The organism is Streptomyces sp. NPDC033131, assembly GCF_055578365.1.
On the sequence record NZ_JBVIPA010000020.1, the window covers coordinates 19,242 to 37,465 of the forward strand.

The 18,224-nt window shown below is 71.6% G+C and carries 19 protein-coding genes and 1 riboswitch; of the genes, 8 read left to right on the forward strand and 11 right to left on the reverse strand.

Annotated elements, in window-relative coordinates; all coding sequences use genetic code 11:
- The first annotated feature begins 169 nt into the window (after positions 1-169).
- Positions 170-403, forward strand: coding sequence for a (2Fe-2S)-binding protein (locus ACZ5XS_RS24600; RefSeq protein ID WP_468654642.1), 234 nt, complete (start codon positions 170-172; stop codon positions 401-403).
- Here ACZ5XS_RS24600 and bfr read toward each other — a convergent pair.
- Positions 400-879 (reverse strand): bacterioferritin, encoded by a 480-nt coding sequence (gene bfr, locus ACZ5XS_RS24605; RefSeq protein WP_468654644.1) that lies wholly within the window; start codon positions 877-879, stop codon positions 400-402. The genes ACZ5XS_RS24600 and bfr overlap by 4 nt on opposite strands.
- 175 nt (positions 880-1,054) lie before the next feature.
- Between bfr and ACZ5XS_RS24610 the strand changes: the two genes are divergently transcribed.
- On the forward strand, positions 1,055-1,687 hold the full coding sequence (locus tag ACZ5XS_RS24610) for a sulfite oxidase-like oxidoreductase (RefSeq protein ID WP_468654646.1): 633 nt from the start codon (positions 1,055-1,057) through the stop codon (positions 1,685-1,687).
- 15 nt (positions 1,688-1,702) lie between these two features.
- On the opposite strand, the gene ACZ5XS_RS24615 is transcribed toward ACZ5XS_RS24610, so the two are convergent.
- From ACZ5XS_RS24615 to thiO, 5 genes are all read right to left on the reverse strand, one after another.
- Positions 1,703-2,593 (reverse strand): deoxyribonuclease IV, encoded by an 891-nt coding sequence (locus ACZ5XS_RS24615; RefSeq protein ID WP_468654648.1) that lies wholly within the window; start codon positions 2,591-2,593, stop codon positions 1,703-1,705.
- A gap of 34 nt (positions 2,594-2,627) precedes the next feature.
- Positions 2,628-4,568, reverse strand: coding sequence for a Stk1 family PASTA domain-containing Ser/Thr kinase (gene pknB, locus ACZ5XS_RS24620; protein ID WP_468654650.1), 1,941 nt, complete (start codon positions 4,566-4,568; stop codon positions 2,628-2,630).
- A gap of 139 nt (positions 4,569-4,707) precedes the next feature.
- Positions 4,708-5,502 (reverse strand): thiazole synthase, encoded by a 795-nt coding sequence (locus tag ACZ5XS_RS24625; RefSeq protein ID WP_468654652.1) that lies wholly within the window; start codon positions 5,500-5,502, stop codon positions 4,708-4,710.
- Positions 5,503-5,505: 3 nt separating this feature from the next.
- The gene (thiS, locus tag ACZ5XS_RS24630; protein ID WP_468654654.1) at positions 5,506-5,706 is read right to left on the reverse strand and encodes a sulfur carrier protein ThiS; all 201 of its coding nucleotides are present in this window, start codon (positions 5,704-5,706) and stop codon (positions 5,506-5,508) included.
- A complete protein-coding gene (thiO, locus tag ACZ5XS_RS24635; protein WP_468654656.1) occupies positions 5,703-6,878 on the reverse strand; it encodes a glycine oxidase ThiO in 1,176 nt (391 codons plus the stop codon). The genes thiS and thiO overlap by 4 nt, the downstream gene beginning before the upstream one ends.
- A riboswitch (TPP riboswitch) is annotated at positions 6,876-6,987 on the reverse strand. (Overlaps the previous gene by 3 nt.)
- A gap of 50 nt (positions 6,988-7,037) precedes the next feature.
- Between thiO and ACZ5XS_RS24640 the strand changes: the two genes are divergently transcribed.
- From ACZ5XS_RS24640 to ACZ5XS_RS24665, 6 genes are all read left to right on the forward strand, one after another.
- Positions 7,038-7,388, forward strand: coding sequence for an avidin-fold protein (locus ACZ5XS_RS24640; protein WP_468654658.1), 351 nt, complete (start codon positions 7,038-7,040; stop codon positions 7,386-7,388).
- Positions 7,389-7,420: 32 nt separating this feature from the next.
- Positions 7,421-8,662 (forward strand): NAD(P)/FAD-dependent oxidoreductase, encoded by a 1,242-nt coding sequence (locus ACZ5XS_RS24645; protein WP_468654660.1) that lies wholly within the window; start codon positions 7,421-7,423, stop codon positions 8,660-8,662.
- Positions 8,663-8,726: 64 nt separating this feature from the next.
- A complete protein-coding gene (locus tag ACZ5XS_RS24650) occupies positions 8,727-9,098 on the forward strand; it encodes an Rv2175c family DNA-binding protein (RefSeq protein WP_030051296.1) in 372 nt (123 codons plus the stop codon).
- A gap of 204 nt (positions 9,099-9,302) precedes the next feature.
- A complete protein-coding gene (thiE, locus tag ACZ5XS_RS24655) occupies positions 9,303-9,953 on the forward strand; it encodes a thiamine phosphate synthase (RefSeq protein WP_468654662.1) in 651 nt (216 codons plus the stop codon).
- Between the two features lie 107 nt (positions 9,954-10,060).
- Positions 10,061-10,984 carry a methylenetetrahydrofolate reductase [NAD(P)H] gene (gene metF, locus ACZ5XS_RS24660; RefSeq protein ID WP_468654664.1) on the forward strand — a complete coding sequence of 308 codons (924 nt, stop codon included), beginning with the start codon at positions 10,061-10,063 and terminating at the stop codon, positions 10,982-10,984.
- Positions 10,985-11,040: 56 nt separating this feature from the next.
- Positions 11,041-11,997 carry an SCO2102 family sporulation regulator gene (locus ACZ5XS_RS24665; protein WP_468654666.1) on the forward strand — a complete coding sequence of 319 codons (957 nt, stop codon included), beginning with the start codon at positions 11,041-11,043 and terminating at the stop codon, positions 11,995-11,997.
- A 28-nt stretch (positions 11,998-12,025) separates the two neighbouring features.
- On the opposite strand, the gene ACZ5XS_RS24670 is transcribed toward ACZ5XS_RS24665, so the two are convergent.
- The 5 genes from ACZ5XS_RS24670 to ACZ5XS_RS24690 all read right to left on the reverse strand — a co-directional run bounded on the left by ACZ5XS_RS24670 (position 12,026) and on the right by ACZ5XS_RS24690 (position 18,146).
- Positions 12,026-13,537: a phytoene desaturase family protein gene (locus tag ACZ5XS_RS24670; protein ID WP_468654668.1), complete on the reverse strand. Its 1,512-nt coding sequence runs from the start codon at positions 13,535-13,537 to the stop codon at positions 12,026-12,028.
- A 51-nt stretch (positions 13,538-13,588) separates the two neighbouring features.
- On the reverse strand, positions 13,589-14,203 hold the full coding sequence (locus tag ACZ5XS_RS24675) for a DUF4126 domain-containing protein (RefSeq protein ID WP_468654670.1): 615 nt from the start codon (positions 14,201-14,203) through the stop codon (positions 13,589-13,591).
- 418 nt (positions 14,204-14,621) lie between these two features.
- The gene (locus ACZ5XS_RS24680; protein WP_468654672.1) at positions 14,622-15,251 is read right to left on the reverse strand and encodes a TetR/AcrR family transcriptional regulator; all 630 of its coding nucleotides are present in this window, start codon (positions 15,249-15,251) and stop codon (positions 14,622-14,624) included.
- A gap of 71 nt (positions 15,252-15,322) precedes the next feature.
- Positions 15,323-17,407, reverse strand: coding sequence for a YhgE/Pip family protein (locus ACZ5XS_RS24685; protein WP_468654674.1), 2,085 nt, complete (start codon positions 17,405-17,407; stop codon positions 15,323-15,325).
- Positions 17,379-18,146, reverse strand: a complete 768-nt coding sequence (locus ACZ5XS_RS24690) for an ATP-binding cassette domain-containing protein (RefSeq protein WP_468654676.1) — start codon at positions 18,144-18,146, stop codon at positions 17,379-17,381. Before ACZ5XS_RS24690 ends, ACZ5XS_RS24685 begins: the two co-directional genes overlap by 29 nt.
- Positions 18,147-18,224 lie beyond the last annotated feature (78 nt).

Below are 18,224 nucleotides of genomic sequence, written 5' to 3' on the forward strand. Positions count from 1 at the left end.
GGGGGGGGGGGGGGGGGGTGGGTGGGGGGGGGGGGGGGGGGGGGGGGGGGGGGGAAGGGGGGGGGGGGGCCCTCCCCCCCCCCCCCCCCCCCCCCCACTCCACTTTTGCGGTCCCCGAGTGACGGGTAAGGTTAGGTTAGCCTTATTGATCTCGGCGGAGGTGAACCGCGTGTTCGTGTGCAACTGCTTCGGGGTGACCGAGGCGCAGGTCCAGCAGCACGCGGACAACGGCGCCTGCACGCCGCGCCAGATAGCCTCCGCCTGCAAGGCCGGCACGGACTGCGGATCCTGCGTCCGTCGGATCCAGGCGATCCTCGGTCGCGGCGCGTACCCCCGGCGTCAGTCGGCCGACCAGGGCGCGACGGCCCTGACCGGACTCGAAGAGCTCGAAGAGGCCGCCTAGCTCTCCGGCTGCTCGATCAGCTGGGCCAGGTAGAGCGCCTCACCGAGCTTCTCCAGCAGTTCCAGCTGGGTGTCCAGGTAGTCGATGTGGTGCTCCTCGTCCTCGAGGATCGACTCGAAGATGTTCGCGGACGTGATGTCGCCCTTGTTCCGCATCACCTCGACACCGCGCCTGAGGCGGTCGATCGCCTCGACCTCGACCTGCCTGTCGGCCTCGAACATCTCCTTGACCGTCTGTCCCACGCGGACGTGGAAGAGGCGCTGGTAGTTCGGCAGTCCGTCCAGGAACAGGATCCGGTCGGTGAGCACCTCGGCGTGCTTCATCTCGTCGAACGACTCGGCCCGCGTGTACTTCGCGAGCTTCGTCCAGCCGAAGTTCTCCTGCATCTTCGCGTGCAGGAAGTACTGGTTGATCGCGGTGAGCTCTGCGGTCAGCTGCTCGTTGAGGAATTCGATGACCTCGGGGTCGCCCTGCATTGCAGAGGCTCCTTCCAACCGGGGGGAACTGGCAGGTTGCGCCGCATGATTCCACCGGTGACGAAGATCGTCCAGTAAGTCTTCACTTAGTAAGTAAGGGCAGGCTTAGTTCGTAATGCCTGTTTTGGGTAGGGGCTGGTCATGTGCACTGCCCGGGGTCTGTCAGGATGGAGTCATGGGTCAGCCGGTGGAACGCGAGTCGGGAGAAGCGGCACACTCCGAGCTTCCGCCGGGGCAGCGCATGCAACGCGGCTGGCCGGTCACCCACTACGGTCCGGTCCCCAAGTTCCGGTCCGAGCGCTGGGAGTTCCGGGTCTTCGGCGCCACCGCGGACGGCGAGAAGCACTGCTGGAACCATGAGGAGTTCACGGCCCTGCCGTACACCAGCGTCGTGGGCGATCTGCACTGCGTCACGAAGTTCAGCATGCTCGGTGCCGAGTGGGGCGGCATCCCCGCCCGGACCATCCTGGACATCGCCCCGCCCGCCCCGGCCGTCACCCATGTGATGGTGTGGGCGGAGTACGGGTTCAGCTCGAACCTGCGCCTGTCCGACTTCGCGTCCGAGCACGCGATCTTCGCCACCCACAAGGACGGCGAACTGCTGACCGCGGAGCACGGCTTCCCGCTCCGCCTGGTCGTCCCCCATCTGTACGCGTGGAAGGGCCCCAAGTGGGTCCGGGGCGTGGAGTACATGACCGCCGACCGCCGCGGCTTCTGGGAGGAGCGCGGTTACCACAACGTCGGCGACCCCTGGAAACAACAGCGCTACTCCTACCAGGAGGGGCCGGGAGACGGGCCCGAGCTCTGACCCAGGGCCACGGTTTCAGCCGTCCCGCAGCTTCTTCAGCCGCTCCACGTCCGCCGCATGCCCTTCCTTGCCGCCGGGCGTCTCGATGATCAGCGGTACGCCCTCGGTCGCCGGGTGCGTCATCAGCGCGCGGAACGGGTCCTCGCCGATGTGACCGGCGCCGATGTTCTCGTGCCGGTCCTTGTGCGCGCCGACCACGTCCTTGGAGTCGTTGGCGTGGATCAGCTTCAGCCGGCCCTCGCCGACCGTGTCCACCAGCAGGTCGAGCGTCTGGTGCATGCCGGCCGGCCCGGTCAGGTCGTGCCCGGCCGCGAAGATGTGGCAGGTGTCCAGGCATACGCCCAGTTTCGGATGGGCGTCCAGCGCCTCGAAGTACGGCCCGAAGTCCCAGGTCCGCGAGCACAGCGAGGCACCCTGCCCGGCCGTCGACTCCAGCAACAGGAACGGGTCGTCGTCGTGGGTGAGCTCGTCGAGCAGCGGCAGCAGGTACTCCCGCACCTGCTTCAGCGCCACGGACCGGTCCCGGCCGCCCGTCGCGCTGCCGGTGTGCACGACCACGCCCAGCGCCCCGATGTCCCGCCCGCGCCGCAGTGAGTGCCGCAACGACTCGACGGACCTCTCCGCGGTCGCCTCGGTGTGCGAACCAAAGTTGATCAGGTACGGGGCATGCACGTACGCCGGGATCGACTCGGCCGCGCACACCTCCCGGAACGCCTCGTCCTGCCGCGGACTGCCGACGGGCGTCGCCCAGCCGCGCGGGTTGGCGACGAAGACCTGCACGGTCTCGGCCTTCAGATCATGGGCGTACGACAGGCCCACGGAGTGCAGACCGCCGGCCACGGGGACGTGACCGCCGACGGGGTTGCGCAGCGCGCCGGGGGCGGTGCCGGACTGTTGACTCTTCACAGAACAAGGGTGTCATGCGGCTCGGACCGGACGGTCAGCGGATCGTGATGGTGATCGTCGATCCCTTGGGAGCCGTCTCCCCGCCCGTCACCGACTGGCTCTTCACCGTGTCGCCGAAGAGCCCGAGCAGCCCGCGGTCCTCGTCGACCTCGAATCCGGCCTCCTGCAGCTGCGCGGTGGCGTCCGCCACGCTGTCGCCGACCACGTCCGGGACCTCGATCATCTCCGGGCCCTTGGACAGTGTCAGCGTCACCGTGTCGCCCTCGGCGGCGGTGCTGCCGTTCTGCGGGGTCTGCCGGGCGACCTGACCCTTGTCGTACTCGGAGGAGTTGATCTCCTTCGCGGAGATCTTCACCTTCAGGCCCGCTTCCTCCAGCTCCGCCTGCGCGTCCGCCTGCGACTCGCCCGTGACGTCCGGCACGTCGATCGGGCTGCCCTTGCTGACGGTGAGCGCGATCGCCGAGCCCGCGCGCCGCTCGGTGCCCTTCTCCGGTTCGGTGGAGATCACGGAGCCCCGGGGGACGTCCTCGCTGAACGCCCGGGAGACCATCCCGGGTTCCAGCCCGCTGTCCTTCAGCAGGGATCTCGCCTTGTCCAGCCGGTAGCCCTCCACGTCGGGCACCCGAACCGTCTCAGGGCCGTCGGAGATCCTGAGCGACACCGAGTCGTTGTCCCGGATCCGGGAGCCAGGCTTCGGGTCGGTACTGATGACAGTGCCGCGCTTCACGCTGTCGCTGTAGGCGTGCTCGACCTTGCCGACGTCCAGACCGGCCTGCTCCAGCCGGTCCCGGGCCTGCGCCTCGGTCTTCGCCAGCAGCGGCGGGACCTGGGTGAACTGGCCGGAGTTGATGTACCAGACGCCCGCACCGACGCCGAGCGTCAGCAGCACGGCGGCCACGATCGCCACCAGCCGGCGCCGGGAGCTGTCACGCCGGCGCGGGGGAAGGGGCGGCGGGCTCTCCAGCCGGCTGGTGCGGTGGAACCGGGCCTCGGCCTCGTCCTCGTTCACCGGCAGCGGGCGCGGCACGGTCAGCGAGCGCGGGATCACGGTCGTGCGGTCGGCGGAGACGTCGCGGTGCTCCCGCTCCGACGACAGCGCCTGCGGCGGCACCGCGTCCAGCTGGTCGTCGCTGAGCACGGCCCGCGCCTCGCGCGCCTGGGCGAGCAGCGCGACCGCGTCGTACGGCCGGATGCCGGGGGTGCGGGCGGTCGCCGACGCGACCAGTTCGTCGAGCTCGTACGGCAGGCCCGGGACGAGGGCCGAGGGCGGCGGCACGTCCTCGTGGAGATGCTTGTAGAGCACCACGGCGGGAGAGTCCCCGTCGTGCGGCTTCTCGCCGGTCAGCATCTCGTAGAGGACGACACCGCACGCGTACACGTCGACGCGGGGGTCGGCGGCGCCCGGCTGCTCGATCTGCTCGGGGGCGAGATAGGAGACGGTGCCGAGAACGGCTCCGGTGGTGCTGGTGACGGTGTTCACGGACCGGACGAGCCCGAAGTCGGCGACCTTGACCCGGCCGTCGTCCCCGATCAGCACGTTCTCCGGCTTCATGTCCCGGTGCACGAACCCGGCCCGGTGCGCGGCGCCGAGCGCGGCGAGCACCGGCTCCAGGATGTCCAGGGCGGCGCGCGGCTGCAGCGCCCCGCGGTCGCGCACGACGTCACGCAGGGTGCAGCCGGCGACGTACTCCATGGCGAGGTAGACGTACGACCCGTCGGTGCCCTGGTCGAAGACCTGCACGACGTTCGGGTGCGCGAGCCGGGCGACCGACTTCGCCTCCCGGATGAACCGCTCGACGAAGGTCCCGTCGGCCGCGAGCGCCGGGTGCATCACCTTGAGCGCGAGCACGCGGTCCAGGCGGGTGTCCAGGGCCCGGTAGACCGTGGCCATCCCGCCGACCGCGATCCGCGCGTCCACGCGGTAGCGTCCGTCGAGCACCTGCCCGACCAGCGGGTCCTGAAGGGTCGTATCCACGCAGGTGAGTGTACGAGCCGCGACCGACAGCGCCGCGGGTTCGGTCACGATCGGAGCGGGACTGAAGCGGACCTGTGACGGAGGTCGCACCGGCTTCCGCTCCGGCCGGGCGCCGGGCGAGCCCCGATCGAACCCGTGTTCAGAACGCGGGCCGTTCGGGATCCAGCCGGGCCATTCCCTGCGCGGGAGACGACGCCTCGGCGAAGTGACGCCGAGGTATCCGGCCCGCCAGCCGGGCCAGCCTCCCCGCTTCGACCGCGTACCTCATGGCGGCGGCCATCAGCTGCGGCTCCTGTGCCCGCGTCACCGCCGAGGCGAGCATCACACCCGCGCACCCCAGCTCCATCGCCAGCGCCGCGTCCGACGCCGTACCGGCCCCCGCGTCCAGGATCACCGGCACGCGTGCGTGCTCGACGATCAGCTGGAAGTTGTGCGGGTTGCGAATGCCCAGTCCCGATCCGATCGGCGACCCGAGGGGCATGATCGCGGCGCAGCCGACGTCCTCCAGCTTCCGGGCCAGCACCGGATCGTCGTTCGTGTACGGCAGCACCGTGAACCCGTCGTCCACCAGCGTCTCCGCCGCGTCCAGCAACTCGATCGGATCCGGCAGCAGGGTCCGCTCGTCGGCGATGACCTCCAGCTTGATGAGGTCGGTGCCGAGCGCCTCGCGTGCGAGACGGGCGGTGAGGACGGCCTCGCCGGCCGTGTAGCAGCCCGCGGTGTTCGGCAGGACTTGGATGCCCAGCTTCTCCAGCACCGACAGTACCGAGCCGTGCACGCCCGGATCGACCCGCCGCATCGCGACCGTCGTCAGCTCCGTGCCGGAGGTGACCAGGGCCCGCTCCAGCACGTCCAGACTGGGCGCCCCGCCGGTGCCCATGATCAGGCGGGACGTGAAGGACGTGTCGCCGAGGACGAAGGGATCGTCGGCCATGGGTCAGCCTCCTTGGACGGCGGTGAGGACTTCGACGCGGTCTCCCTCGGAGAGGGACGTGGCGGACCACTGCGCGCGCGGGACGACGGTTTCGTTGAGCGCGGCGGCCACTCCGGAGGGCGCCGCGGTGAGGGACCTGACAAGGACGTCGAGGGCGGTGCCGGGAGCGACCTGCTGTCGCTCGCCGTTGACCGAGATGTTCATGCCGGCTGCTCCGTGAGGACGGTGCTGAAGCGCTTGGGGGTGAAGGGGCGGGCCTCTTCCGGGAGTTCACCGGTGGTCAGGACGTGTGCCATGGCGTCGCCGGTGACCGGCGTGAGCAGCACGCCGTTGCGGTAGTGCCCGGTGGCCAGCAGCAGCCCGTCGAGGCCGGTCGGGCCGAGCAGCGGCGCGTTGTCGGGGGAGCCGGGGCGAAGACCGGCCCGCGTCTCCGTCAACGGCAGTTCCGTGATCCCGGGCACCAGCTCGTGCGCGTCGCGCAGCAGCTCGTACACGCCGCCCGCGGTCACCGTCGTGTCCCAGCCCAGTTCCTCGCTGGTCGCGCCGACGACCAGCTCGCCGTTCTCGCGCGGTACCAGGTAGACGTGGCTGCCCCGCACCACGGCCCGCACGGTGCGGCTCAGGAACGGCGCGTACCGCTCGGGCACGGTCAGCCGCAGCACCTGCCCCTTCACGGGCCGTACCGGCGGCAGCAGGTCGTCCGGGACGCCCGCCAGCCGCCCGCTGAGGCTGCCGGCCGCCAGCACCACCTGCCCGGCGCCCAAGGCCACGCCCTCGCGCGTGACGACGCCCGCCGCCCGCTCCCGCACGACCGACAGCCGCTCGGCCCAGGTGCGGTGGAAGACGACCCCGGCCCGCTCGCAGGCCGCCAGCAGCGCCGCCGCGAGCCGCCGCGGGTCGATCTGGTGGTCCCCGTCGACCCGCAGCCCGCCGCGCACGCCCGGCGCGAGCATGGGCTCGAGACGTCGGCACTCCCGCCCGGACAGCCACTCGGAGTCCAGCCCCGACTGCCGCTGCAGCGTGTGCAGTTCCCGCAGGTGGGCGCGGTCGTCGGCGTCCAGTGCGACGGCGAGCGTGCCGCACCGGCGGTAGCCGAGGTCCTGCCCGGTGAGGCCGGTGAGCTCGTCCGTGAAGTCCGGATAGCGGCGGGCCGATTCCAGATTGAGGCCGAGCAGGGTCTGCTCGCCGTAGTGCAGTTCCGTGACGGCGGCCAGCATGCCGGCCGCCACCTGGGCGGCCCCGCCGCCCGGTCCGGGGTCCACGACGGCCACGGCGAGACCGCGTTGCGCGGCCCGCCAGGCCGTGACCAGGCCGATGATCCCGCCCCCGACGACCAGGACGTCCGAGGTGTGTGAGGTGTCCGACGTACGCGACATGGGCGTCCAGCCCCTCCCTTCGCCGGCATGACCCGGATCAGGTTCGTACGGTCGGAGGCCGCCAGCCTCCCTCTCAGCCCGGTGCGTCCGGGCTCCCGCGTGTGCTTTCGTTGGCCACCCTAGCCAATGCCGTATGTCTCAGTAAGGGAGCCTCCTCCTGTGACCCGTTCGCTCGACGGCCTCGTCCTCGCCCCCGTCGCCGACCAGGCCCCAGGTCAGGTGGGTACCCGCACCCGGTTCGCGTACCACGAGAAGGACGGCGAGATCTGGGCCGAGTACGCGGGCGGGGACGTCGTGCGCGGGCACCTGGTGGGGACACGGGAGGGCGATCTCCTGGACTTCCGGTACGTACAGCTCAAGGAGGACGGCACGACGTCCTCGGGGCACTGCGTGTCCACGATCGTCGAGCTGACCGACGGCCGGGTACGGCTGGAGGAGACCTGGGAGTGGGAGTCGCAGCCGGGCAGCGGGACGAGCGTTGTGGAGCAGCTCACCGAGCACGCCCCCTGACTGACGCACAGTCAGCTGACTAAGGTGATCAGGTGAGTGAGCAGACGCAGGACCGGGGAACGTCCATGCCGCGGCGGGTCGTCGTGGTCGGTGCGGGCATGGCCGGAGTGCAGACCGCGGTCGCCCTGCGGGAGCAGGGCTTCACCGGCACCGTCACGCTGATCGGCGCCGAACCCCACCAGCCGTACGACCGGCCACCGCTGTCGAAGGCCGTGCTGCTCGGCACGGCCGAGGGCTCCGCCTTCGACGTGGACTTCGAGGCACTCGGCATCGAACTGCGGCTCGGGCGCGAGGTCCTGGGCGTCCGCCCCGCCGAGCACGAGCTGGCCACCGCCGAGGGGCCGGTGCCCTACGACGTCCTGGTCCTCGCCACCGGTGCCGAACCGATCCGGCTGCCCGGCGCGGAAGGCGTGCCCGGCGTGCACCTGCTGCGCACCCTGGACGACGCCGAACGGCTGCGCCCGGTGCTCGCCCGGCGGCACGACATCGTCGTCGTCGGCGCGGGCTGGATCGGCGCCGAGTTCGCCACGGCGGCCCGCGAGGCGGGCTGCGCGGTGACGGTCGTGGAGGCGGCCGACCTGCCGCTCGCGGGCGCGCTGCCCGCCGAGGTGGCCGCGCCGATGGCCGCCTGGTACGCCGACGCCGGTGCCACGTTGCGCACCCACGCGCGCGTGCGGAGCGTCGAAGCAGGCGCGGTACTGCTGGACGACGGCTCCCGGCTGCCCGCGGACGCGGTGGTCGTCGGCATCGGCGCCCGCCCCACCACGGCCTGGCTGGCCGGCTCCGGCATCACGCTCGGCACCCACGGCGAGGTCGTCGCCGACGACGGCCTGCGCACCTCGGCGCCGGACGTCTACGCGGTCGGCGACTGCGCCTCCTTCCCCTCGGGGCGGTACGGCGAACGCCTGCTGGTCCACCACTGGGACAACGCCCTCCAGGGCCCGCGCACGGTCGCCGCGAACATCCTCGGCGAGGCCACCGACGAGCCGGCGGCCGTCTACGACCCGGTTCCCTACTTCTGGTCCGAGCAGTTCGGGCGCTTCGTCCAGTACGCCGGCCACCACGGGTCCGCCGACACCACCCTGTGGCGCGGCGACCCGTCCGGCCCGGCCTGGACGGTGTGCTGGCTGCGGGAGGGCCGCCTGGTCGCCCTGCTGGCGGTGGGCCGTCCACGGGACCTGGCGCAGGGACGGAAGCTGATCGAGGCGGGCACGCCCATGGACGCCACGGCGCTGGCCGACCCGGCGAGGCCTTTGAAAGCGGCCACGGCGTAACGCGAAACCCCTGGTCGGGCGGTCCTGGCTTCCGACTGTCAGTGCGGGATGGCAGGCTTGTCCCGTGACCGAGATTGACGCAAAGATCGATGCTCTCGTCCCCGCCTGGCTCACCCTCCCCGACATCGCGGAAATGCTCGATGTCGAGGTGACGCGTGTGCGGCAGCTGGTCAAGGAGGGCCAGCTCATCGCCGTACGCCGTGGTGAGAACCGTGCGCTGCACGTCCCCGCCGCCTTCATCGACGGGGCCGAGCAGAAGGTCGTCAAGGGCCTGACGGGCACCCTGACGCTCCTGCGGGACGACGGCTTCACCGACGAAGAGATGCTCGAGTGGCTCTTCACCCCCGACCCGAGCCTGCCCGGCACCCCCGCGCAGGCCCTCAGTGAGAATCGCGGCACGGAGGTGAAGCGCCGGGCCCAGGCGCTCGCCGTCTGATCCGAGCACGCTGATCCGAACACCGCCCGACGTACGGGCCGTGGCGAGCAAGAGCCACGGTCGTGGTTGACTGCGGCCCGCCAAGGCCACAGGCGCGGCCCGCCATGGCCCGCGAAGGCCACGGCCGTGGTTCACCACGGCCCGCGGCGGCCCACCGCTTCGGCCCGCGGCCCGTACGCCCATCCACCACGGGGGGATCTACGCATGTCCGACACCACCGCCCGCGCCCAGCTCGCCGACGCCCGGCTCTACCTCTGCACGGACGCCCGCAAGCGGCAGGGAGACCTCGCCGAGTTCCTGGACGCCGTCCTGGCCGGCGGGGTCGACATCGTGCAGCTGCGGGACAAGGGCATGGAGGCGGCGGAGGAGCTGGAGCACCTCCAGGTGTTCGCCGAGGCCTGCGCCCGGCACGGCAAGCTCCTCGCGGTCAACGACCGCGCGGACGTGGCCCACGCCGCCGCGGCCGCCGTCCTGCACCTGGGCCAGGGCGACCTGCCGGTACCCGCCGCCCGCGCGATCCTCGGCGAGGACGTCCTCGTCGGGCGCTCCACGCACGCCGAGTCCGAGGCCGCCGCGGCCGCCGTCCAGGAGGGCGTGGACTACTTCTGCACCGGTCCCTGCTGGCCGACCCCGACCAAGCCCGGCCGCCATGCCCCCGGCCTCGACCTGGTCCGGTACACCGCCTCGCTCGGCACCGACCGCCCCTGGTTCGCGATCGGCGGCATCGACCTCGGCAACCTCGACGAGGTGCTGGCGGCGGGCGCCCGCCGGGTCGTGGTCGTGCGTGCCGTCACGCAGGCGGACGACCCGGGCGCCGCCGCGGCGGAGTTCGCCAAGCGAGTGCGGCAGGAGTGAGACCCGTCACTGTCCGGAGTGTCCGAAGGGTGGACAACAAATCGACAAAACGGGCAAATTTCCGGGATCTGGTTGGGGGACCGCCTCCCCCTGACTAACCTGCCGGTATGGCCCTCGGCACCGCATCCACCAGGTCGGACCACGCCCGCACCGTGCGTGACATGCTCGCGACCGGCAAAACGACGTACTCGTTCGAGTTCTACGCCCCGAAGACCCCGAAGGGCGAGCGGAACCTGTGGAACGCGCTGCGCCGGGTCGAGGCGGTGGCGCCCGACTTCGTCTCCGTGACCTACGGCGCGGGCGGTTCCACCCGCGCCGGCACGGTCAAGGCGACCGAGGCGATCGCGTCCAACACCACGCTCACCCCGATCGCCCACCTCACCGCGGTCGACCACTCGGTGGCCGACCTGCGCAACATCATCGGGCAGTACGCCGACGCCGGGATCCGCAACATGCTGGCGTTGCGCGGCGACCCGCCCGGCGACCCGATGGGCGACTGGGTGCCGCACCCCCGGGGCCTGACCTACGCCGCCGAACTCGTCGAACTGATCAAGGCGTCCGGCGACTTCTGTGTGGGCGTCGCGGCCTTCCCCGCGATGCACCCGCGCTCGGCCGACTGGGACACCGACGTCCGGCACTTCGTCGACAAGTGCCGCGCGGGCGCGGACTACGCGATCACGCAGATGTTCTTCCACCCGGAGGACTATCTGCGGCTGCGGGACAAGGTCGCGGCCGCCGGCTGCGAGACCCCGGTCATCCCCGAGGTCATGCCGATCGCGAGTGTGAAGTCCTTGGACCGGGTGCCGTCCCTCACCAACGCTGCCTTCCCGCCCGCCCTGAAAGAGCGAATCCTCACAGCAAAAGACGATCCGGCCGCTGTACGCTCCATTGGCATCGACTACGCCACGGAGTTCTGCGCCCGGCTGCTGGCCGAGGGAGTGCCCGGTCTGCACTTCATCACGCTGAACAACTCCACGGCGACGCTGGAAATCTACGAAAACCTGGGCCTGCACCACCCACCGCAGGCCTAGACCGGTCGCACCGGTTTACGACACACTGCGTAGCGGCCACTGGGAGAGGGGCGTACATGGGCTGGACGGTCCTCTACATCGCGTTCGGCGTCGTCGCGTTGTGGCTGCTGGGCGAGGTGCTGCTGCAGTACAAGGCGCGCCTGCGCTGGCGGTTGCTCGCCTTCGGCGGCTTCCTCGGCGTCGTGCTGGGCGTCCTGATTCCCTCCGTCGTCGTCATCGGCCTGGGGGCCGTCGCCTTCGCGGTCGGCCAGACGTACGTCACCCTCTCGTTCCGCCGTGGCTTCGCGTCCGGCTGGGCGGTCAGCCGCCCGGGTGCCGACGGCAGCAAGCGACGCCGCGGCAAGGCCGAACACCAGGACCCGACGCTGGAGGTCACCGACCTCGAGGCGGCCGAGGCCGGCTTCGGCGGCGACGCCGAGTACGGCCAGGACACGAGCGCCTACGGCCACGACGACTACGACCGCGACGACGTGTTCTCGCCCGCGCGCCCCGTCAACCCCGCGGCCGCCGAGAGCACCGCCGTGTACGAGCCGCAGCCGCTGCCCGACGACACCGGCTCGTACGGCATATACGGCAACTCCGGGTACGCGGCCCCCGCCGACCCCTCGTACGCCACCGGGGACCAGACCCAGGACCAGTACGCGGCAACCGCCCAGACCTCCGGGTACGAGGGCTACTCCGGCTACGACCAGCAGCAGTACGGCTACGACGCGGCCGGACAGCAGCAGTACGCGGCCTACTCCGACCCCTACATCGGCACGCAGACCTACGGCGGCGGCTCGTACGACGCCTCCTACGGCGGTCAGCAGCAGTACGACCAGCAGGGCTACGGCCAGGACCAGTACGGCAACGGCACGTACGCCGGTGAGACGCCGGCCGGCGGGGTGTGGGTGCCGCAGCAGCGCAGCACCGACGACCCCTACGGCGGCGAACTCCCGCCGGAGCAGCCGTATCCCTACCAGGGCAACGGCCAGACGCAGGGCAACGGCTACGACGAGCACTACCGGTTCTGAACCGCCGCTCGGCCAGGATGCCGGGTGTTCATCGAGAACCCCGGAACTCCGGCCCCTCCACGACCAGTCCGGCGACCAGCGCGCCCGACATGCCGGCGTGCGGAAGACCGCCCCCCGGATGCGACCAGCCGCCGACGGTGAACAGACCTGGTATCGCCGTGCTGTTGGACGGGTGCAGCAGGGTTCCCGCGGCCGAGGCCAGGGCGGGTGCGGGCACGCCGCCGCCCTCGGCGCCCGTCTCCGCGCGGGTGTGCACGGGAGTCCGCACCTCGCGCCACAGCGTCCGCTCCCGCAGCCCCGGCAGCGCCCGCTCGGCGGCGGTGACCATCCGGTCGGCGAACGCGTCGGCGGCACCGGCCGCCGTCCAGTCGTAGCGCGTCAGTGACGGCACCGTCGACGTGAGCACCACGGCCTCGTGTCCGTCGTCGGGGCGCAGGGCCGGATCGTCCGGCCGGTCGATGCGCACGGTCGGCTGCTCGGGCGGCACGCCGTGCGCGAGGAACTCCAGTTCGCTCTCCGAATCCCGGCTGTGCACGACGGTGCGGTGGGCGGCGTCCGCCGCCCGGGCGCCGCGCAGCGCCAGGCAGACGACGACCCGGCCGGCGGCCATGCCCTCGGGGTTCGGCCCGACGGCCTGCGCGTCGTACAGCGCACGCCCCCGCACCAGACCGGCCAGCCGCCAGGGCCCGGTGCCGACGACGGTGTCCGCCTCCGCGACCGTGCCGTCAGCGAGTTCCACGCCCGCCGCCCGGCCGTCCTTGTCCAGCACCCCGGTGATCTCGGCGCCGAAGACGAACTCGACCCTCCTGGCCACGCACCGCTCGTACAGCGCGCGCGCCAACTCCCGCATTCCGCCGCGGACATACCAGGTGCCGAAGGCGTGCTCCATGTACGGCAGCACGGAGGCGCCGGCCGGAGCGTCGCCCGGGTCCAGACCGTAGGTGAGGGCGTGGTTGTCCAGGAGGGCGGCGAGCCGGGCGTCGCGCAGCTCCCAGGCACCGATCTCGGCGAGCGTGCCGGCCCGGCGGGTGCGCAGCAGCCGCTTGTGCGGAACCGCCGGATAGGGCTCGCGCTCGGCCAGCACCGACCAGTTCGGCCACAGCGGCTCCTCCAGGAGCGGCCTGCGCGTCCGGTCCCAGGCCTCGCGTGCCCGGACCAGGAAGTCGCCCCAGCGCTGTCCGGCGCCCGCCCCGAGCGCCTCGTCCAGAGCCGCGACGACGCCCGCGCGCGAGGCGTTGGGCAGCGACACCCGGGTGCCGTCCGCGAAGAGGTGGTGCGAGGACGGGTCGACCTGGACCAGTTCGACGCAGGACTCCAGCGGCTCCTTGCCGGTCTTGACGAACAGGTCGCGGTAGACCGCGGGCAGGGGCAGGAGCCCCGGGCCCGTGTCGAAGGAGAAGCCGTCGCGCTCGAAGCGGCGCACCGCTCCGCCGTACGTCTCCGTACGCTCGTACACCGTCACCCGGTGGCCCGCGACGGCCAGCCGGGCAGCGGCCGCCATCGCACCCATCCCGGCGCCGATCACCGCAATCCGTGCCATGCCTGCGACTTTATCGGCCGCCACCGACAACCCGGTCACGGCCACCGGCCCTCAGGGCGGGGGCCGTCCCGTCCGTGAGGCCAGCCGTCTCTCCTCACGTCGCTGGGCCCTGCGCCGCAGGAACCGGCGGATGCGTGAGACCAGGAAGAAGAGCACGCCGAGACCTGCGACCAGCAGCACGCCCGCGATGATCGCCGCCGCCTCCGGATGGAACATCGCGAAGGTGACGATCCCGGCGACCCCGAGATCCTCGGCCAGGCTCACGATCACGTTGCTGAAGGGCTCCGGCGAGGTGTTGACCGCCATCCGCGTCCCGGCCTTGACCGCGTGGCTGGCCAGCGCCGTCGAACCGCCGACCAGACCCGCCGTCACGTCGGAGAGCGAACCGCTCTGTCCGGCCAGCAGCGCCCCGACCCAGGCACCGGCGACCGGCCGGATCACGGTGTGTGCCGCGTCCCACGCCGAGTCGACGTACGGAATCTTGTCGGCGACCGCCTCGCACAGGAACAGGACGCCGGCCGCGATGAGGATCTCGGGGCGCTGAAGGCTCTCCGGGACCTCGTCGCTCAGCCCTGTCGCGCCGAACACGCCCAGCAGCAGCACCACGGCGTACGCGTTGACGCCGCTGGCCCAGCCGCTCGTGAACACCAAGGGGAGTACGGACACGGACGCGATCGTAACCAGTCGGCGACAGCGAGGCCTGAGGCTGAGTGCGCAGGGCTGAGTATCCGTACTCAGCCGGTGAGATGAGTACGCGCACGGATGGGGCGAGACCTGCGCGAACGAGAGAGTGGGGACACGGAGAAGGGGCAAGGCTCCGGCACCGGCGACACGGGGCGCCGGAACGGAGCCGCCCCCCATCCGCTCCTTCCGCCGGCCGGTGTCGGCGGGAGCGAGACTCGGGGGAACCCGGGGGAACGACCGTACGGGGGAAACGGGGGAGTACGGGGGAACGGGGGAGCAGGAGAAGGCGCCGGTTCGAGGTGGCCCGCGGGGGACGCGGCCACATCGGACCGGCGCTTTCGTGTGTCTGCGTCGGCAGTGCGGGCGGCCTTCGAGGTCGGCCTCGCGGGGCCGGCCGTGTTCAGCCGCGCCCGCTGACCCGCCCCTGAAGCAGCCGGGACAGCGCCGAGTGCACGTCGTCCAGGGTCCGTTCCGGCTGGAAGGACTGCCAGTCCAGGGCGGCCACCAGGACCATGCCGACCAGCGCGGCCGCGGTCAGCTGCACGTCGATCTCGTCGCTGAACTCGCCGTTGTCCACGCCCTCGCGGAGCACGCCCTCCACGACCGCGACGGCCTCCTGCCGGACCACCATCAACGTGGACTGCCAGGCCCGGTTGGTGCGCCACAGCTCCGCCACGTACAGCTGCGTGAAGGACGGGTAGGTCTGGATGAAGACGAGCCCCGCGCGGATCATCGCGTCCAGGGCGTCGACCTTGCTGCCGCCCTGTCGTGCCGTCTGCTCGGCCGCCTCGCGCAGGGACGCGCTGAGGAGCTGTACGCCGTGCCGAAGCAGCTCCTCGAAGAGGACGGACTTGCTCGCGAAGTTGTAGTAGACCGTGCCCTTCGCGACCCCTGCCCGCTCGGCGATCTCGTCCACCGTGGTGGCGGAGAAACCCTGCTCGGCGATGAGCGTGACGGCCGCTTCGTAGAGCTTTTGCCGAGTGGCCTCGCGGCGCGTGCTGACACCCGACGTGGTGCTGCTGCTTTCCATGGTCCTGATTGTCACAGGAGCCGTCCCCCCGGGAAGCACTGGAGGAGTGGCCGGGGGAGTCACCGCCGGGCTCACAGGGTCAGCTCCGGGTGCAGCCGGTCGAGCGTCCACACCTGGCGGCGGCGGGCCGACACGGCGGTCAGCGCGAGGGCCCCCGCGGTGAAGGCCGCCAGGACGGCACACGCCTGCCACACCGGGCCGAGGCCGCCGCCGGTGATGAGCCTCCTGAGGGCGTCGACGACGTAACTCATCGGCAGGAAGGGATGCAGCGCGTTGAAGAACCCGGGACTGGTCTGCACGGGGTACGTGCCGCCCGCGGAGGTCAACTGGAGCATCAGCAGGGCCAGGACGAGGATCCTGCCCGCCGCCCCGAAGCGTGCGTTCAGCCACTGCACGATCGCCGCGAAGCACGCCGTCACCAGGAACAGGAAGACCACCGTCCCGGCCGCCCGCGTCATCTCCAGACCGACCGCCCAGTGCAGCACCGACATCAGAGCGGTCGTCTGCAGCACGCCGATCGCCACCACGGGCAGCCAGCCCGCCAGCGCGATCCGCCAGGCCGAGGCGCCCGTGGCGAGCGCACGCCGGTTCATCGGCGCGATCAGCATGTAGGACACCATCGCGCCCACCCACAGGGACAGCGGGATGAAGTACGGGGCGAACCCGGTGCCGTAGTTGGGCGCCTTGTGCATGTCCTCGGAGACGAGCTGGACCGGATCCGCCATCACCTCGGTGCGCTCGTCGCGGTCCTTCTTGTCGTAGTCGGGGATCTGCTCGGCACCGTCGTGCAGCCCGTCGGAGAGCCGGCCCGAGCCGTCGACAAGCTTGTACATGCCGCCGTTGAGGTCCTCGGCGCCCGTCTTGAGGTCGCCGACGCCCTCGTCCAGGTCGGTGGCACCCGTCTCGGCCGTGCCGAGGCCCGTGTTCAGCTGCTCGGCGCCCGCGGCCACCTTCCCGGCGCCGGCGTTCAGCTCGTTGACCTTCTTCGCGGCGTCGTCGAGGTCCTCGGACAGGTGCGGGGCGCGGACGGAGAGCGCCTGGGCCTGCTTCTGGAGGGTGCCGAGGTGGTGGTCGAGCTTCTTCAGGTCGCCGTCCTGGTCGGCGACCAGCGTGTTGACGTCGTCGGCGATCTCCGCCACGTCGGCGGCGGCCTGCCTGGCCTTCTCCAGGTCGGCGCAGGCGGCGTCCGGCAGTACGGGGTCCTCGCAGCGCGCCTGGTGGACGGCGTCCAGCGTGTCGGAGGCCGCGTGGGCCCCCTTGGCGGCCGGCGGGGCCGTCTTCACCAGCGTGCCGAGGTTGTGACGGATCGCCGCCGCCGAGTCGGCGACGAGCCGGGCCGTGTCGCCGATGGTCTTCTCGTTGTCCTCGAGGAAGGGCCCCACCGTGTCCGCGACCCCGTTGACCCTGTCGGCCAGCGCCTGCGTGCCCTCGGCGACCTGCTGCGAACCCTTCGCCAGGTCCTCCGCGCCGCTGCCGAGCTTCGTCAGCCCGTCGGACAGCTTCCCGCTGCCCTTCTTGGCGTCCTTCAGACCGGCGGCGAGGTCCTCGGACCCCTTCTCCGCCTTGCCGATGCCCCCTTCGAGGTCGTCGGCGCCCTCGGCGGCCTTCACCGTCTCACCGTGGATGTCCGAGAACGAGACGAAGATCCGGTCCAGGAAGGACCGTGACGCCTTGGTGGACGCGGCCGTGCGCACCTCGCTGAACACCGTCCGTGAGATCTGCCCGACGATGTAGTTGTTCGCGTCGTTCGTACGCACCTGGAGCGCACCCGTCTCGGGGGAGTCGCCCGCACTGGAGGCGATCCGCCTGCTGAAGTCGGCCGGCATGGTCAGCGACAGGTAGTACCTGCCGTCCTCCACGCCCGCGCGTGCCTCGGCGGAGCTCACCTCGTGCCAGTCGAAGACCTCGCTCTCGCGCAGTCCCCTGGTGATGTCGTCGCCCGCCGCGAGCTTCTTCCCGTCGGCGGTCGTCCCCCGGTCGTCGTTCACGAGCGCCACGGGAATGCGGTCGAGGCGGCCGTACGGGTCCCAGAACGACCACAGGTACAGGGCGCCGTACAGCAGCGGCAGCACCAGCAGCGCGACCATGGCGGCGCGCGGCAGCTTCCCCCTCCCGAAGCGGCGCAACTCAAGCGCGGCCAGTTTCGGCGAGCGCATCGGCCTTCTCCTCCCCTTGGCTCTGCCCACGCATGTCCTCTTGGTCCTCCGGCGACTGCCGGGTGGAGACCTTCACCGTGTCGTCGGGTGCTTCGCTGCACACCGCCACGACCGTCGTCCCGGCCTCGGCGAGAGACCTCAGGAGCGCCCAGACCTCGGCCCGTTCGGCCTCGGACAGCTTCAGGTCGGTGTCGTCGACCCCCAGCAGGCCGGGACGCCCGATCAGGGCCAGGGCGACGGACAGCCGCAGCGCTTCCAGCCGTTCCAGATCACGGACGGCGGTCCGCGAGCCCTTGGGCAGGGCGTCGCGGTCGAGACCGGCGGCCGCCAACGCGGTGTCGATCCGCCGCCTCGCCTCGGTCGCGCGCTCGGACCGCGGCCGCAGCAGGGCACGCGGCGAACCCCGGAACCGCCGCTGCAGCAGCGCCCGTTCCCACAGGTGCTCCCCCACGGTCAGGGCCTGGTCGAGGTCGGTGACACCGGCGACGTTGGCCACGGCACTGACGCGGCGCGCGGCCGTCAACTGCTTCGGCAGCCGGGCGCCGCCCACGGTCGCCGTCCCCTCGGTCGCCTTCATCCGCCCCGTGAGCGCGAGCAGCAGGCACGTACGCCCGGCCCCGGACGGCCCCTCGACGGCGATCAGCGAACCGGGCTCCGCGTCGACACCGACCCCGCGGAACGCCCAGCCGCGTGGGCCCTCGAGCCCGAAACCCTCGGCTGTGACACCGACTGCTTCCACAGCTCCCCCTGTTTCTGTACTGACTGGTCAGTGCAAAAACTAGCCCGAACTTGCGATCGAGGCAAAAGCCCAGGTCAG